The sequence below is a fragment of the Micromonospora sp. HM134 genome, from assembly GCF_007833915.1.
Classification (GTDB): Bacteria; Actinomycetota; Actinomycetes; order Mycobacteriales; family Micromonosporaceae; genus Micromonospora; species Micromonospora wenchangensis.
The window spans coordinates 6,499,411-6,513,203 of record NZ_CP041061.1 but is presented as its reverse complement, the minus strand read 5'-3'; the positions used below and the strand labels follow the sequence as shown (position 1 = coordinate 6,513,203).

Sequence of the window (13,793 nt, the reverse complement as noted above, 5' to 3'; positions counted from 1 at the left end):
GGTTCACCGCAGCTTCGGGTCGAAGGCGTCGCGGATCGCGTCGCCGAGCATGATGAAGGCGAGCACGGTCAGCGCGAGGAAGGCGGACGGGACGACCAGCGGCGTCGCCGACTCGCGCATGTGCACCCGGCCGGCGTCGATCTCGATGCCCCAGGAGATGGTCGGGGCCTTGAGGCCGATGCCGAGGAAGCTCAGCGTCGCCTCGGCGGCGATGAACGAACCGAGCGCGATGGTCAGCACCACGATCGCCGGGGCGAGCGCGTTGGGCAGGATGTGCCGCCACATGATCCGGCCGTGGCCAGCGCCGAGCATCCGGGCGGCGGCGACGTAGTCCTGCTCCTTGGCGGTGATCACCGAGGAGCGGACGACCCGGGCGGCGGTGGTCCAGCCGAGCACCGCCAGCACGAAGATCACCGCGAACAGCCGGACCGTGTCGCTGCTGGTGCTGACCCGCTTGAGCAGCACGATCGCGGCCAGCAGCAGCGGGATGCCGAGCACGATGTCGATCACCCGGGATAGCACCGCGTCGACCCAGCGGCCGAAGTACCCGGCCACCATCCCGACGACCAGCGCGATCGCCCCGGTGAGCAGGGCGGACAGCGCGCCGACCAGCAGCGAGGCGCGGGCCCCGTAGACGGCGCGGGCGTACGTGTCGCAGCCCTGGAAGTCGTACCCGAAGACGGCCCCGCCGGAGGCCCCGGCGTGCTGGCGGGACAGCACGCAGTCGCGCGGGTCGTTCGCGGTGAACAGCGACGGCACGGCGGCCATCGCGGCGACCAGCACGACCAGCACGAGGCTGATCCAGAACACCGGCTTGCGGCGCAGGTCGCGCCAGGCGTCCCCGGCCAGGCTGCGGGGTTTGTGCGGTACGCCGACCCGGTCGGGCGTCCCGGGCTCGCCGGAGACCCCGCGCCGGGCGGCCTGGTCCTCCGTCGCCGCCACCGTCTCGAAGTCGCTCATGCCGGCACCTCGCTGCGTTCACTCATAGCGGATCCTCGGGTCGAGGACGGCGTACAGGACGTCCACCACCAGGTTGGCGACGAGGTAGACCACGACGAGGACGCTGACGATGCCCACCACCAGCGGGCCGTCCTCGGTGCGGATGCCCCGGAACAGGTTGAAGCCGACCCCCGGGATGTTGAACACGCCCTCGGTGATGATCGCGCCGCTCATCAGGTTGCCCAGCTCGACGCCGAGGAAGGTGATCACGGGGATGAGCGAGTTGCGCAGCACGTGCACGCCGATGATCCGCCGCCGGACTAGCCCCTTCGACCGGGCGGTACGCACGTAGTCGGCGCGCAGGTTCTCGGCCACCGAGGTACGGGTCAGCCGCAGCGCGGTGGCCAGCGACAGCGAGCCGAGCACGATGCCGGGCAGCAGCAGGGCGTACAGGTCGGGGTCGGCGCCGGCGGTCGGGGGGAAGACGGGCCACCGGACGCCGAGCAGGTACTGGGCGAGCGGGGCCAGCACGATGGTGGGGATGCCCAGCACCAGCAGGGTCAGCACCAGGGTGGCGTTGTCGAAGAGGCTGGCCCGGCGGATGCCGGCGAGCACCCCGGCGGTGACCCCGAACAGGATCGTCACGGCCATCGCGATCAGCGCCAGCTTGACGGTGACCGGCCAGGCGGCGGCGAGGATGTCCCCGATCGACCGGCCGGTCAGCGACTGCCCGAGGTCGCCCTGGAGCAGGTTCTTGAGGTAGTCGAGGTAGCGGTAGAGGAAGCCGCCGATCCCGGTGCGGTCGAGGTGGAACTTCTCCGTCAGGTACGCCCGCTGGGCCGGGGTGACCGGCCGTTCGCCGGCCAGGGCCTGGATCGGGTCGCCCTGGCCGGCGAACATCAGGGCGTACACGATCAGGGTGGTCCCGAAGAAGGCGAGGACCATCTGGAGCAGACGCCGCAGAACGAAGCGGAACATAATGTGCAGTCTTGCCCAAAAGCGGCGGAGACGGAGGCGGGTCGGGTCACCGTCCACCGATGACCCGACCCGTTGCTCCCCGCCGACGGCCCCGTTGCCGCCGACGCGCCTTCACGTGCCGGCGGCCCGCTCGCCGCCGACGCCCTTCCGACCTAGCTGACCGCCTCGATCTTCAGCAGGTCGACCCGGTCGAAGAGGTCCATCTGCACGTTCTTCACCTTGGTCGAGTGGCCGAAGTTGTTCTGGCCGTAGCGCAGCGGGATCACCGGCATGTCCTTCGCCAGCAGGTCCTCCGCCGCCTGGTACTTCGCGATCGCGGCCTCCTCGTTCGGCGCCTTGGCGCCCTCGGCGAGGAGCTTGTCGAACTCGGGGTTGCTGTAGCCGTAGTAGTTCGACGAACCGTTGGTGCTGTACAGCGGGCCGAGGTAGTTCTCCATCGACGGGTAGTCCATCACCCAGCCCATCCGGAACAGGCCCACCGGCTGCTTCGCCTTGACCTTGGTCAGCAGGTCGGCGAACTTGGGCTCGGCGGTGCCGACGCACTCCACGCCCAGGTTGGCCTTGAGCTGGTTGCAGGTCGCGTCGATCCAGTCCTTGTGCCCGCCGTCACCGTTGTACGACAGCTCGATCCGCTTCGGGCCGCCGGCGGCCTCGTACGCCGCCTTCGCCTTGGCCGGGTCGAACTCGCCGGCCGTGCCGATGGTGTTCTCCCGGTAGCCCGCGACCACCGGCGAGACGAACGAGCGGGCCGGCTGCTGCGAGTCCTTGAAGATCGACTTGGTGATCTCGTCCCGGTCGATCGCCATCGAGATCGCCTTGCGCACCTCGGGCTTGCTGAACTCCTTCTGGAAGGTCGGGAAGGCCAGCACCTGCAACGACGACGCGGGGCTCTGCCGGAACCGGTCACCCAGGTCGGTGGCGGCGGTGGACAGGTTCTCGGTCGGGATCGTCTTGATCACGTCGAGGTTGTCCGAGAGCACGTCCGCGTACGCGGCGGTCGGCTGCTGGTAGATCCGGAACTCGACCCCGCCCACCTTCGGCTGCTCGCCGGGGAAGGCGTCGTAGCGCTCCACCTCGACCTTGGCGTCGTGCTGCCAGGAGCCCTTCATCCGGAACGGGCCCTGCCCGACCGGGGCCTGCTCGTAGCCCTCCTTGAGCACGCCGGGGCCCGAGAATGCGGCCTTCGGCAGCGGGTAGAAGGCGGTGTACCCGAGCATCGACTTGAACTCGCTGTACGGCTCGGTCAGCGTGACGGTGAAGGTCAGGTCGTCGACCTTCTTCAGCCCGGACAGCCGCTCGGCGGCCGGCTTGTCGCCCTGGAGGTCGGCGTACCCGGCGATCTTCTCGAAGAAGTAGCCGGAGTTCTGCCCGTTGGGGGCGTACGCGCCGTAGTTCCAGGCGTCGAGGTAGTTGTCGGCGGTGACCTTCTCGCCGTTGTGGAAGGTGTAGCCGTCCTTGAGCTTGACCGTCCAGACCCGGTTGTCCGACGACGTGACCGACTCGGCCGCCACCTCGTGGGGCTTGTTGGCCTCGTCGTAGTCGACGAGCGGGCTGAACAGGGCGGCGAGCACCTGGGAGCCGCTGGTCTCGTTGGTGTTGGTCGGCACCAGGTGCTGCGGTTCGGCGATCTCGATCCGCACGGCCGCGTCGGGGTCGGACCGGCCGGTTCCGCTGCCGCCGCCCGAGCCGCAGGCCGCCAGGCCCAGCGTCACCGCGAGCGGGAGAGCGGTCCAGGCGGCAAGCCTGCGCACACGCATGGGGGTCTCCTCATCTCATCACGTAGCGCAGCCGGACCCGGCGTTGGGTGACTCTGCGCAACGTCCGGCAACGGTAGGCCGGGCCCGGCGCGTCGACAACGGCAGCGTTGCGAACGGATAACGGATCGCCGCCACCGGCCTTGTCGGCGACGACCGTCGCTGGTATAGCGATCGGACGAGATCCTGCGTGAGGCGGGGGTGTCGAGGGTGGTTCCGGGGTCCCGTCGGGCCGTCTGGTGCCGGCGTCGCCGGATGTCCGGTCCGGGCCCGACGCGACCCGCCCGTCCGGTACGGCAGGTGGGCCGACCCGCATGTGGTCACTCAGGGTGAGTAATGGCACCTCACGGAAAGTCACGGGTTCCCCGTCGTCGGTCCGCCGTCCGCCGGCCATGAGACGATCTGGTCGTGACGGCGATCATCCTGGACGGCAAGGCGACCGCGGCCGAGATCAAGGACGAGCTGCGGGTACGGGTCAAGGCGTTGGCCGAGCGCGGGGTCACCCCCGGCCTGGGCACGGTCCTGGTCGGCACGGACCCCGGCTCGGAGGCGTACGTCAACGGCAAGCACCGCGACTGCGCCGAGGTGGGCATCGCCTCGATCCGCCGCGAACTGCCCGCCGACGCCACCCAGCAGCAGCTCGACGACGTCCTCGCCGAGCTGAACGCCGATCCGGGCTGCCACGGCTACATCGTCCAGCTGCCGCTGCCGGCGCACCTGGACACCCAGCGGGCCCTGGAGATGATCGACCCGGACAAGGACGCCGACGGCCTGCACCCGGTGAACCTGGGCCGGCTGGTGCTCGGCTACGACGGCCCGCTGCCCTGCACCCCGCGCGGCATCGTCGAGCTGCTCCGCCGGTACGACGTGCCGCTGCGCGGCGCCAACGTCGCCCTCGTCGGCCGGGGCAACACCGTCGGCCGCCCGCTCGGCCTGCTGCTCAACCGGCGCAGCGAGAACGCGACAGTCACCCTCTGCCACACCGGCACCCTCGACCTCGCCGCGCACACCCGCGCCGCCGACATCGTCATCGTCGCCGCCGGGGTGCCCGGCCTGCTCACCGCCGACATGATCACGCCGGGCGCCACCGTGGTGGACGTCGGCATCACCCGGGTGATCGGCGACGACGGCAAGGGCCGCTACACCGGCGACGTGGACCCAGAGGTGGCGCAGGTGGCCGGTCGGCTGGCCCCGATGCCCGGCGGTGTCGGGCCGATGACCCGGGCCATGCTGCTCACCAACGTCGTCGAACGCGCCGAGCGCGGCTGACCTCCCCCGCTCGTCTCGCCTGCTCGGCGGCAGTGCCCCGCAGCCGACCTCCCCGCCCGGCGGCGGTGCCCCGCCGCTGACCTCCCCGCCCGGAGGCAGTGCCTCGTGGCCGGGCCACCGCCCGGCGCGCCACCCGCCGGGAACCGGGCGGTGGTGACGTTGGCCCCATCCCGGGGACGGTCGCCGCCCCTGGCCGAAACGGTGCCGGGGTGACTGTTACGGTCGGGAAAACCGACTGGTAGCAGGGAGTGGGACGACCATGGGTAAGAAGGTCACTGTCGTCGGGGCCGGCTTCTACGGCTCCACCACCGCACAGCGCCTGGCCGAGTACGACGTCTTCGACACCGTCGTCATCACCGACATCGTGGAGGGCAAGCCGGCGGGCCTCGCGCTGGACCTCAACCAGTCCCGCGCGGTCGAGGGCTTCGAGACCAAGGTCGTCGGCGTCACCACCGGCCCCAACGGCGAGGGCTACGAGGCCATCGAGGGCTCGGACGTCGTCGTGATCACCGCCGGTCTGCCCCGTAAGCCGGGCATGAGCCGGATGGACCTGCTGGAGACCAACGCCAAGATCGTGCGGCAGGTCGCCGAGAACGTCGCCAAGTACGCCCCGAACGCCGTCGTCATCGTGGTGTCCAACCCGCTCGACGAGATGACCGCGCTGGCCCAGCTCGCCACCCAGTTCCCCAAGAACCGGGTGCTCGGCCAGGCCGGCATGCTCGACACCGCCCGGTTCACCAACTTCGTCGCCGAGGCCCTCGACGTACCGGTGAAGTCGGTGAAGACGCTGACCCTCGGCTCGCACGGCGACACGATGGTCCCGGTGCCCTCGAAGAGCACCGTCGACGGCCGGCCGCTGCGCGACGCGATGCCCGCCGAGCAGATCGAGGAACTGGTCGTCAAGACCCGCAACGGTGGCGCCGAGGTCGTCGCGCTGCTCAAGACCGGTTCGGCGTACTACGCGCCGTCGGCCGCCGCCGCCCGGATGGCGCGGGCCGTGGCCGAGGACTCCGGCGCGGTCATGCCGGTCTGCGCCTGGGTCGACGGCGAGTACGGCATCGCCGGGGTCTACCTGGGCGTCGAGGCCGAGATCGGCGCCGAGGGCGTGAAGCGGGTCGTCGAGACCGACCTGGACGCCGACGAGCTGGCCAGCCTCAAGGAGGCCGCCGAGGCCGTCCGCGCCAAGCAGGCCGACGTCGCCAACATGTGATCCACTGAACCATCCGCCGCAGGGGCGGGACGGCTCCCGCCGTCCCGCCCCTGCGCCGTCCCCGCCCACCGTCCCGCCCCGCCGGCCGCCCTCTCCGCCGATCGCCCCGCCCCGCCCTGCCCCGGCCCGCCCCGGTGATCAAGAGGTTTCGGTCAGGAGACTGGCCTGACGTGACCCAAACCTCTTGATCACCGGGGTGGGCCGGGGCGGCGTGGGGGCGGGCGGGGAGAGCGGGGGAGGGGAGAGAGGGTGGGGGTGTCGGCGAGTTGGTCGAGAGCAGGGTGGTGCGCCAGCGGCGGGAGGTTGCCGGGTAAGCCCCGTGGGCGCAGGCGGGGCCCGGGTCACGTGCACCAGCAGGTCGCCGGTGAGCAGGACGCGGCCGTCGCCGGTGTCGACCAGGACGGACTGGTGGCCGGGGGTGTGCCCCGGGTGGGCAGCGGACGTACCCCCGGGGTGAGGGGGGCGTCACCGTCGACCACCCGGAGCTGGCCGGCGGTGCGCAACGGCGCGACCAGGCCGGCCGGCGGCCCCGGGTTGATGCTCTCCACGGCCGGTCGCCCCGGTGAATGCCTCGCGCAGGGCTGGAAGAACGGTCGGTGAGGGCGTTGACCGTGATAGACCCGAGGGTGCGGCTGGCCGGCATCCGGTGATCCTGCCAGGGCCGGCCGTGGCCCACCCGGCGTTTTTCCGCCGGCCGGGGCCGCCGGGTGGAGGCCGGCTCGGTGCCGCCGACCGGTTTCCAGTACGCTCGTACTGCTTGAGCACGTGTCCCCCGAGAGGAGCGCCGGCCGATGGCGAAGATCAAGGTAAACAACCCGGTCGTGGAGCTCGACGGCGACGAGATGACCCGGATCATCTGGAAGCAGATCCGCGAGCAGCTGATCCTGCCCTACCTCGACGTCGACCTGCACTACTACGACCTGTCGATCCAGCACCGGGACGCCACCGACGACCAGGTGACCATCGACGCCGCGAACGCCATCAAGGAGCACGGCGTCGGCGTCAAGTGCGCCACCATCACCCCGGACGAGGCCCGGGTGGAGGAGTTCGGCCTCAAGAAGATGTGGCGGTCGCCGAACGGCACCATCCGTAACATCCTCGGCGGCGTGGTCTTCCGCGAGCCGATCATCATGTCGAACGTGCCGCGGCTCGTCCCGGGCTGGACCAAGCCGATCATCATCGGCCGGCACGCGCACGGCGACCAGTACAAGGCCACCGACTTCGTGGTCCCCGGTCCGGGCACGGTCACCATCACCTACACCCCGGCCGACGGCGGCACCCCGATGGAGATGGAGGTCGCCAACTTCCCCGGCGGCGGCATCGCCATGGGCATGTACAACTACGACGAGTCGATCCGGGACTTCGCCCGCGCCTCGTTCCGGTACGGCCTGGACCGCAACTACCCGGTCTACATGTCGACCAAGAACACCATCCTCAAGGCGTACGACGGCCGGTTCAAGGACCTCTTCGCCGAGGTGTTCGAGAACGAGTTCAAGGACGAGTTCGCCGCCGCCGGCCTCACCTACGAGCACCGGCTCATCGACGACATGGTCGCCGCCGCGCTCAAGTGGGAGGGCGGCTACGTCTGGGCCTGCAAGAACTACGACGGTGACGTGCAGTCCGACACCGTCGCGCAGGGCTTCGGCTCGCTCGGCCTGATGACCTCCGTGCTGCTCTCCCCGGACGGCCGTACCGTCGAGGCGGAAGCCGCCCACGGCACCGTCACCCGGCACTACCGGCAGTACCAGAAGGGCGAGAAGACCTCGACCAACCCGATCGCCTCGATCTACGCCTGGACCCGGGGCCTCGCCCACCGGGGCAAGCTGGACGGCACCCCGGCGGTCACCGAGTTCGCCGACACGCTGGAGCAGGTCATCGTCGACACCGTCGAGAGCGGCCAGATGACCAAGGATCTCGCGCTGCTGATCTCGCGGGACGCCCCGTGGCAGACCACCGACGAGTTCATGAACACCCTCGACGAGAACCTGGCGCGCAAGCTCGGCGCCTGAGCATCGCCCGTACCCACGGAACCCGCCGGCGGACCGCCGGCGGGTTCCGTCGTCTCCGGTGCGACGCCCGCGCACCGCGGTGTCCCGCAGCCGCCACCCGTCCGGGTGACGGCCGCGTCACCGGCCCGGAAACAGGTCGTTGAGCTGAGTGGACGTGGTGCCAGTCGCGTCCAGGGAGGTTGTCGTCGGTCGCCGCACGGCACCGGTGCCGACCGGCCAGCCTTCCCGGCTGTCGAGCACAGCCAGCCGTCCCTTCCCCGCGGGGGGCCCTGTTCCGGGGCCCCCCGCGCCCTGCCTCCGGGGTCAGGCGGCGCGTAGCAGTTCGGCGGCCCGCTCGGGGGCGATGTCGTTGATGAAGACCCCCATGCCCGACTCGGAACCGGCCAGGTACTTCAGCTTGTCCCTCGCCCGCCGGACGCTGAACAGTTGCAGGTGCAGGTGGCCCAACTCCCGGTCGATCCGCACCGGCGCCTGGTGCCAGGCGGCGATGTACGGCATGGGCAGGTCGAACAGCCCGTCGAACCGGCGCAGCACGTCCAGGTAGAGCGGGCCGAAGGCGTCCCGCTCGGCGTCGTCGAGCGCCGGGATGTCCGGCACCGGCCGGTGCGGCGCGACGTGCACCTCGAACGGCCAGCGGGCCGCCGCCGGCACGTACGCCGTCCAGTGCCCGTTGGCGGCGACCACCCGGTCACCGTCGGCGCGTTCGGCGGCGAGCACGTCGGCGTAGAGGTTGCCGCCGCCGGTGCGCTCCGCGTGCCGGCGGGCCGCCGCCAGCAGCGACCGGGTACGCGGCGTGACGAACGGGTACGCGTAGATCTGGCCGTGCGGGTGGTGCAGGGTCACCCCGATCTCCACGCCCCGGTTCTCGAAGCAGAACACCTGCTCCACCCCGGGCAGCGCGCCGACGGTCGTGGTCCGGTCGGCCAACGCGTCCAGCACCAGCCGGACCCGGGTGGGGGAGAGGCTGGCGAAGGACGCCTCGTGGTCGTCGGTGAAGCAGACCACCTCGCAGCGCCCCTGGCCGGGACGGACCGGGGTGAACGCGGTGATCTCGGCCGGCTCGTCGGCGATCCGTTGGCTCAGCGAGGGGAACCGGTTCTCGAAGACCGCCACGTCGTAGTCGGGCGCGGGGATCTCGCTGTGCCGGTCCCCCCGCGACGGGCACAGCGGGCACTGGTCGGCCGGTGGGAGGAAGGTCCGGGTCTGCCGGTGCACCGCCACCGCCACCCACTCGTCGGTGAGCGGGTCGTAGCGCAGCTGGGAGGCGGGCGGGGGCGGCGGCAGCTCCCGCCGGTCCGGCTGGTCCCGGACGGCGTCGTCGCGCTCGTCGAAGTAGATCAGCTCGCGGCCGTCGGCCAACTCGATCGCCGTACGCTTCACCGCGTCGTCTCCCGCCCGGTCGCCCGGCCCGTGCCTGTCACGATCACCAGTTCGCCCACCTTCTCGTCGATCACCCGGCGCGCCTCGGGGGCCAACCGGTCGTCGCTGACCAGCACGTCGGCGGCACTCAGGCCGACGATGGAGGAGATGCCGACGGTGCCCCACTTGGTGTGGTCGGCGAGGACGACCAGCCGGTCGGCGGCCTCCACCAGGGCCCGGTCGGTCTCCGCCTCCATCAGGTTCGGGGTGGTGAAGCCGGCCCGCTCGGTGATCCCGTGCACGCCGAGGAAGAGCAGGTCCAGGTGCAGCGAGCGGATGGCCTCCACGGCCAGCGGGCCGACCAGCGCGTCGGACGGGGTGCGTACCCCGCCGGTCAGCACCACGGTCTGGTCGGGGCGGCCGGCGGTGTGCAGGATCTCGGCCACCGGCAGCGAGTTGGTCACCACGGTCAGCCCCGGCACGTCGACCAGGCGGCGGGCCAGCTCGGCGGTGGTGGTGCCGGCGGAGAGGGCGACCGCCGCACCCGGGCGGACCAGTTCGGCGGCCCGGGTGGCGATCGCGGCCTTCTCGGCGGACTGCCGGACGGACTTGGCGTGGAAGCCCGGTTCGTCGGTCGAGCCCGGGTCGGTGACGGTGGCCCCGCCGTGCACCTTGGCCAGCAGGCCCCGGTCGTGCAGCGCGTCCAGGTCACGCCGGATGGTCATGTCGGAGACACCGAACTCGGCGGCCAGCTCGGTGACCCGGACACCACCGGCGGTGCGGACCCGGTCGAGGATGGTCGCCTGTCGCTGCCGCGCCAGCATCGCCGTACCTCCCGGGCCCCCGCACCTGCACGCGCTCGAACGTGTTCCAACAAGATTGAACACTAGCGCGCAGCAGGCAGCGGCGGAAGTGGAACCCCCGAGGTCAGGCGGACGGCAGCCGCGGCTCCACCCACCCGGTCTCGGTCAGATGGGTCATCACCGCCTGCACCGCCTCGTCGATGCTCTGGTCGGTGGTGTCGACCACCAGATCGGCATCGGTCGGCGTCTCGTACGGGTCGTCGATGCCGGTCATCCCGGTGAGCAGGCCGGCGCGGGCGCGGGCGTACAGGCCCTTGCGGTCGCGCTGCTCGCACACCTCCAACGGGGTGGCCACGTGCACCAGCAGGAAACCCGCCCCGGCCGACCGGGCCATCTCCCGCACGGCGGCCCGCGCCTGCGCGTACGGGGCGATCGGGCAGCAGATCCCCACCCCCCGGTGCCGGGCGATCTCGGCCGCCACCCAGCCGATCCGGCGGACGTTGGCGTCCCGGTCGGCCCGGCTGAAGGTCAACCCGGCCGACAACTCCCGGCGCACCACGTCGCCGTCGAGCAGGGTGATCGTCCGGTCGCCCTGCTCCCGCAGCAGATCGGCCAGGCCCCGGGCGATGGTCGACTTGCCGGAGCCGGAGAGCCCGGTGAGGAAGACCACCAGCCCCCGGTGCCGGCGCGGCGGACGGGCCCGGCTCAGCTCCTTGGCCACCGCCGGCGGGGTGTGCCACTCGGGCAACGGGAAACCCCGGTCGAGCAGGTCGTCGATCTCCGCCTCGCTCAGCGCCAGCTTGCGGTTGCGCGGCGGGATGTCGTCCCGCCAGCGCCACTGGCCGTCCCGGCTGTCGTAGGCCAGCTCGCGGGGGACCAGCACCCGCAGCCCCGCTCCGGAGAGCATGCCGCCGGTGGAGAGCAGGTGGGTCACCCCGTAGGCGGCGGAGATCCGGGCCCGCAGCAGCGCGTCGCTGATCTCGTCGGCCCGGCGGGGCAGCGGGACGGCGACCAGCGTCGCCGGGGGCATCCGGTCGCGGGCGGCGAAGATGCTGCGGACCAGGGCCTCGGTGGGCAGCCCACCCGCGCCGTCCTCGCCGACCGGGATCATCACCAGCAGATGCGCGCCGAGGGTACGGGCCGCGTGCGCGATCTGCGCCAGCTGCGGCCGGTGCAGCGGCCGGTCGGCGATCACCCCGAGCACCCGGCCCGGCGGCAGCAGCGGGCGTACCTCGTCCGGGCCCCGGCGCAGCCGCTGGAACGGGCCGTGCCCGCCGTCGCCGAGCCGGCGCACCGGGCCGCCCAGCCCGGCCACGCCCTCGCGGACCGACCAGACGTCGGTCACCTCCAGGCCGGCCACCGGGGCGCCCTCGCCGTCGGTGAGCACCAGCGTCCGCCGGCCCGGGTCGGCCGGGTCCAGCCCGTCGGCGACGGCGGTGGGCACCTGGAGGGTCACCGGGACCGGCCAGGACGTGCCGTCGGCCAGTCGACCGCGACGCTGCAGGGAGGCCAGGTCGGCGCGGGTCATGAAGCCGGCCAGCGGGGTGTACGCCCCACTCAGCAACAACTCCAGATCGGCCAGCTCACCGGGGCGCGGCGCGTACGCGGGGGCGTCCCGCAGCACGTCCTCGGGCAGCACTGAACCGTTGCTCATCCGTACCCCTCACTCGCTGGCCGGCTCACAGTTTCTCAGCCGGCCGGCGATCGGTCGAGAGCGCCACTCCACTGCCGACCCGGAAGTGGATCATCGGCGGCCTGTCCCGACCGGTCGTTGGGGGGAGTCAACCGGTCGGGACCAGGGACGCGGCACCGAACGAGACGGCGAATCGCTGACACCAGATGGTGACACTGGTCAGCTCGGCGAGGTCGGTGCCGGCCGGGACGGCGTACGCCTGGTCACCCCGGTTGCCCTTGAGCCGGCCCAGCTCCGCCCGGCGGCCGTCGTCGAAGACGTGCCAACCGGCCCGGCCGGTGCGGACCGGCTGGTCGGAGAGCCAGACCCGCAGGTCCGGGCCGTTGGAGGTGTCCAGCCCGACCAGTTCCAGCCGGTGCCGACCGTCGGCGGTGCGGACGATCCGGGCGGTGCCCGAGGTGTCGTGTTCGTGACTGACGAACTCACCCCGGCTGACCAGCACCGGGCGGGTGGCCGTCGGACTGGTCGCGGGCGTCGCCCGGGGCAGGACGGCCGGCGGGGCGGCGGGCGCGCTCCCGGTCGGGGCGGCATCCTCCACTCCGGAGAGCCGTTCGTCGACCTGGCGGTCGGTCACCACCTTCCAGGGCTGGAACCAGTACAGCCCGAAGGCGGCCCCGATGCCGATGACGGCGACGGCGACCCAGGTCAGCGGGGTACGGAACAGGCGACGGGACATGCCGCCCAGTCTCGCCGGACAACGGCGGCCGGTCACCGCCCGACGCCGTTACGAAAGCCTTACCGTCGCCGGACATCCACGATCCATAGCTCATTCATAGGTCGTTCATATCGACTTTCCGGTCCGGTCACCTTGGCTGCCTGCGACCCTTTCGCGACCAGAAAGCGCCCACCGCATGCGACCACGGTTCCCCCGCCGGACCCCCAGAGCCGATCCGTCCACCGCCACCGAACCCTCCGCCGGAGGGCATCGCGAGTCGTCGACCCGGCACGGCGACACCGACCACACCGGCCACGCCCTACGGGCGCCGAGCAAGCTGCACGCGTTCAACCGGTACGAGATCAAGTACCTGGTCGAGACGACGAGGGTGCCGGCGTTGCGGGCCGCACTCGCCGCCCGGATGGTGCCCGACGCGCACGGCGGTGACGGTGGTTACGGCGTCTGGAGCGTCTACTACGACACCACCGACCTGCGGTTCTACTGGGAGAAGATCGAAGGGCTGAAGTTCCGTCGCAAGCTGCGGGTACGCCATTACGGCGACCGGTCCGGCGTGACCGACGACGGGACCGTGCACGTCGAGATCAAGCAGCGGGTCAACCGGGTCACCCAGAAGCGCCGGATCGCGGTGCCGTACCGGGTGGCCCGCCGGCTCTGCGACGAGCGGGTCATGATCGAACACGACCCCTCCCAACGCGGCTTCGTCGAGGAGGTGCTGGAACTCGTCTCCGGCCTCGACCTGCGCCCGGTGGCGATGACCGGCTACCAGCGTGAGGCGTTCGTCGGCCAGGAGGCCGACCTGGGCCTGCGGGTCACCCTCGACCACCGGGTACGCGGCCGGGACCGCGACTTCCACCTCGGCGCGGACGCCGAGAACCGCCTGATCATCCCGGCCTCGAAGTCGATCGTCGAGGTCAAGGCGAACGAACGGGTTCCGTACTGGCTCACCGACCTGGCCGGCCGGGCCGAGCTGTCGGTGGTGCGGGTCTCCAAGTACTGCCAGAGCGTCGAGGCGTTCGGCCGGGTGCCGCGCTCGATCTTCCACGTCCAGGACGCCGACCCCGCCGCCGAGTTGGCGGCCCCCACCCCGAGAAACGAGGCCTGAA

General features: G+C 71.8%; 13 protein-coding genes. 4 read left to right on the top strand and 9 right to left on the bottom strand.

Annotated elements, in window-relative coordinates; all coding sequences use genetic code 11:
• Positions 1 to 3 precede the first annotated feature (3 nt).
• The 3 genes from FJK98_RS28220 to FJK98_RS28210 form a co-directional block, all read right to left on the bottom strand.
• Entirely contained in the window at positions 4 to 960 is a 957-nt protein-coding gene (locus FJK98_RS28220) for an ABC transporter permease (RefSeq protein ID WP_145921663.1), read from the bottom strand.
• Positions 961 to 978: 18 nt separating this feature from the next.
• Complete coding sequence (locus FJK98_RS28215; protein WP_145921662.1) at positions 979 to 1,917, bottom strand: ABC transporter permease; 939 nt, start codon at positions 1,915 to 1,917, stop codon at positions 979 to 981.
• 152 nt (positions 1,918 to 2,069) lie between these two features.
• Positions 2,070 to 3,674 (bottom strand): ABC transporter substrate-binding protein, encoded by a 1,605-nt coding sequence (locus tag FJK98_RS28210; protein WP_145921661.1) that lies wholly within the window; start codon positions 3,672 to 3,674, stop codon positions 2,070 to 2,072.
• A 405-nt stretch (positions 3,675 to 4,079) separates the two neighbouring features.
• On the opposite strand from FJK98_RS28210, the gene FJK98_RS28205 reads away from it, so the two are divergent.
• Positions 4,080 to 4,940: a bifunctional methylenetetrahydrofolate dehydrogenase/methenyltetrahydrofolate cyclohydrolase gene (locus FJK98_RS28205; RefSeq protein ID WP_145921660.1), complete on the top strand. Its 861-nt coding sequence runs from the start codon at positions 4,080 to 4,082 to the stop codon at positions 4,938 to 4,940.
• A 259-nt stretch (positions 4,941 to 5,199) separates the two neighbouring features.
• Positions 5,200 to 6,150, top strand: coding sequence for a malate dehydrogenase (locus tag FJK98_RS28200; protein ID WP_145921659.1), 951 nt, complete (start codon positions 5,200 to 5,202; stop codon positions 6,148 to 6,150).
• Positions 6,151 to 6,288: 138 nt separating this feature from the next.
• On the opposite strand, the gene FJK98_RS34405 is transcribed toward FJK98_RS28200, so the two are convergent.
• Both FJK98_RS34405 and FJK98_RS28195 read right to left on the bottom strand, forming a co-directional pair.
• Complete coding sequence (locus FJK98_RS34405) at positions 6,289 to 6,549, bottom strand: hypothetical protein (protein ID WP_240763076.1); 261 nt, start codon at positions 6,547 to 6,549, stop codon at positions 6,289 to 6,291.
• Positions 6,492 to 6,698, bottom strand: coding sequence for a hypothetical protein (locus tag FJK98_RS28195; protein ID WP_145921658.1), 207 nt, complete (start codon positions 6,696 to 6,698; stop codon positions 6,492 to 6,494). The genes FJK98_RS34405 and FJK98_RS28195 overlap by 58 nt, the downstream gene beginning before the upstream one ends.
• Positions 6,699 to 6,941: 243 nt before the next feature.
• Here FJK98_RS28195 and FJK98_RS28190 point away from each other — a divergent pair, with 243 nt between their 5' ends.
• Positions 6,942 to 8,159: an NADP-dependent isocitrate dehydrogenase gene (locus FJK98_RS28190; protein ID WP_145921657.1), complete on the top strand. Its 1,218-nt coding sequence runs from the start codon at positions 6,942 to 6,944 to the stop codon at positions 8,157 to 8,159.
• A gap of 303 nt (positions 8,160 to 8,462) precedes the next feature.
• Here the strand turns inward: FJK98_RS28190 and galT are convergent, their stop codons facing one another.
• From galT to FJK98_RS28170, 4 genes are all read right to left on the bottom strand, one after another.
• On the bottom strand, positions 8,463 to 9,539 hold the full coding sequence (galT, locus tag FJK98_RS28185) for a galactose-1-phosphate uridylyltransferase (protein WP_145921656.1): 1,077 nt from the start codon (positions 9,537 to 9,539) through the stop codon (positions 8,463 to 8,465).
• Positions 9,536 to 10,342, bottom strand: coding sequence for a DeoR/GlpR family DNA-binding transcription regulator (locus FJK98_RS28180; protein ID WP_145921655.1), 807 nt, complete (start codon positions 10,340 to 10,342; stop codon positions 9,536 to 9,538). Before FJK98_RS28180 ends, galT begins: the two co-directional genes overlap by 4 nt.
• 103 nt (positions 10,343 to 10,445) lie before the next feature.
• Positions 10,446 to 11,975: an adenylyl-sulfate kinase gene (gene cysC, locus FJK98_RS28175; RefSeq protein ID WP_145921654.1), complete on the bottom strand. Its 1,530-nt coding sequence runs from the start codon at positions 11,973 to 11,975 to the stop codon at positions 10,446 to 10,448.
• Positions 11,976 to 12,102: 127 nt separating this feature from the next.
• Positions 12,103 to 12,690 carry a DM13 domain-containing protein gene (locus FJK98_RS28170; protein ID WP_145921653.1) on the bottom strand — a complete coding sequence of 196 codons (588 nt, stop codon included), beginning with the start codon at positions 12,688 to 12,690 and terminating at the stop codon, positions 12,103 to 12,105.
• A 175-nt stretch (positions 12,691 to 12,865) separates the two neighbouring features.
• On the opposite strand from FJK98_RS28170, the gene FJK98_RS28165 reads away from it, so the two are divergent.
• On the top strand, positions 12,866 to 13,792 hold the full coding sequence (locus FJK98_RS28165; RefSeq protein WP_145921652.1) for a polyphosphate polymerase domain-containing protein: 927 nt from the start codon (positions 12,866 to 12,868) through the stop codon (positions 13,790 to 13,792).
• The last annotated feature ends 1 nt before the right edge of the window (position 13,793 follow it).

Coding starts and splice junctions, on each gene's coding strand:
- FJK98_RS28165 (WP_145921652.1), top strand. CDS start 12,866: ATGCGACCACGGTTCCCCCGCCGGACCCCCAGAGCCGATCCGTCCACC.
- FJK98_RS28200 (WP_145921659.1), top strand. CDS start 5,200: ATGGGTAAGAAGGTCACTGTCGTCGGGGCCGGCTTCTACGGCTCCACC.
- FJK98_RS28170 (WP_145921653.1), bottom strand. CDS start 12,690: ATGTCCCGTCGCCTGTTCCGTACCCCGCTGACCTGGGTCGCCGTCGCC.
- FJK98_RS28215 (WP_145921662.1), bottom strand. CDS start 1,917: ATGTTCCGCTTCGTTCTGCGGCGTCTGCTCCAGATGGTCCTCGCCTTC.
- cysC (WP_145921654.1), bottom strand. CDS start 11,975: ATGAGCAACGGTTCAGTGCTGCCCGAGGACGTGCTGCGGGACGCCCCC.
- FJK98_RS28210 (WP_145921661.1), bottom strand. CDS start 3,674: ATGCGTGTGCGCAGGCTTGCCGCCTGGACCGCTCTCCCGCTCGCGGTG.
- FJK98_RS28180 (WP_145921655.1), bottom strand. CDS start 10,342: ATGCTGGCGCGGCAGCGACAGGCGACCATCCTCGACCGGGTCCGCACC.
- FJK98_RS28220 (WP_145921663.1), bottom strand. CDS start 960: ATGAGCGACTTCGAGACGGTGGCGGCGACGGAGGACCAGGCCGCCCGG.
- FJK98_RS28190 (WP_145921657.1), top strand. CDS start 6,942: ATGGCGAAGATCAAGGTAAACAACCCGGTCGTGGAGCTCGACGGCGAC.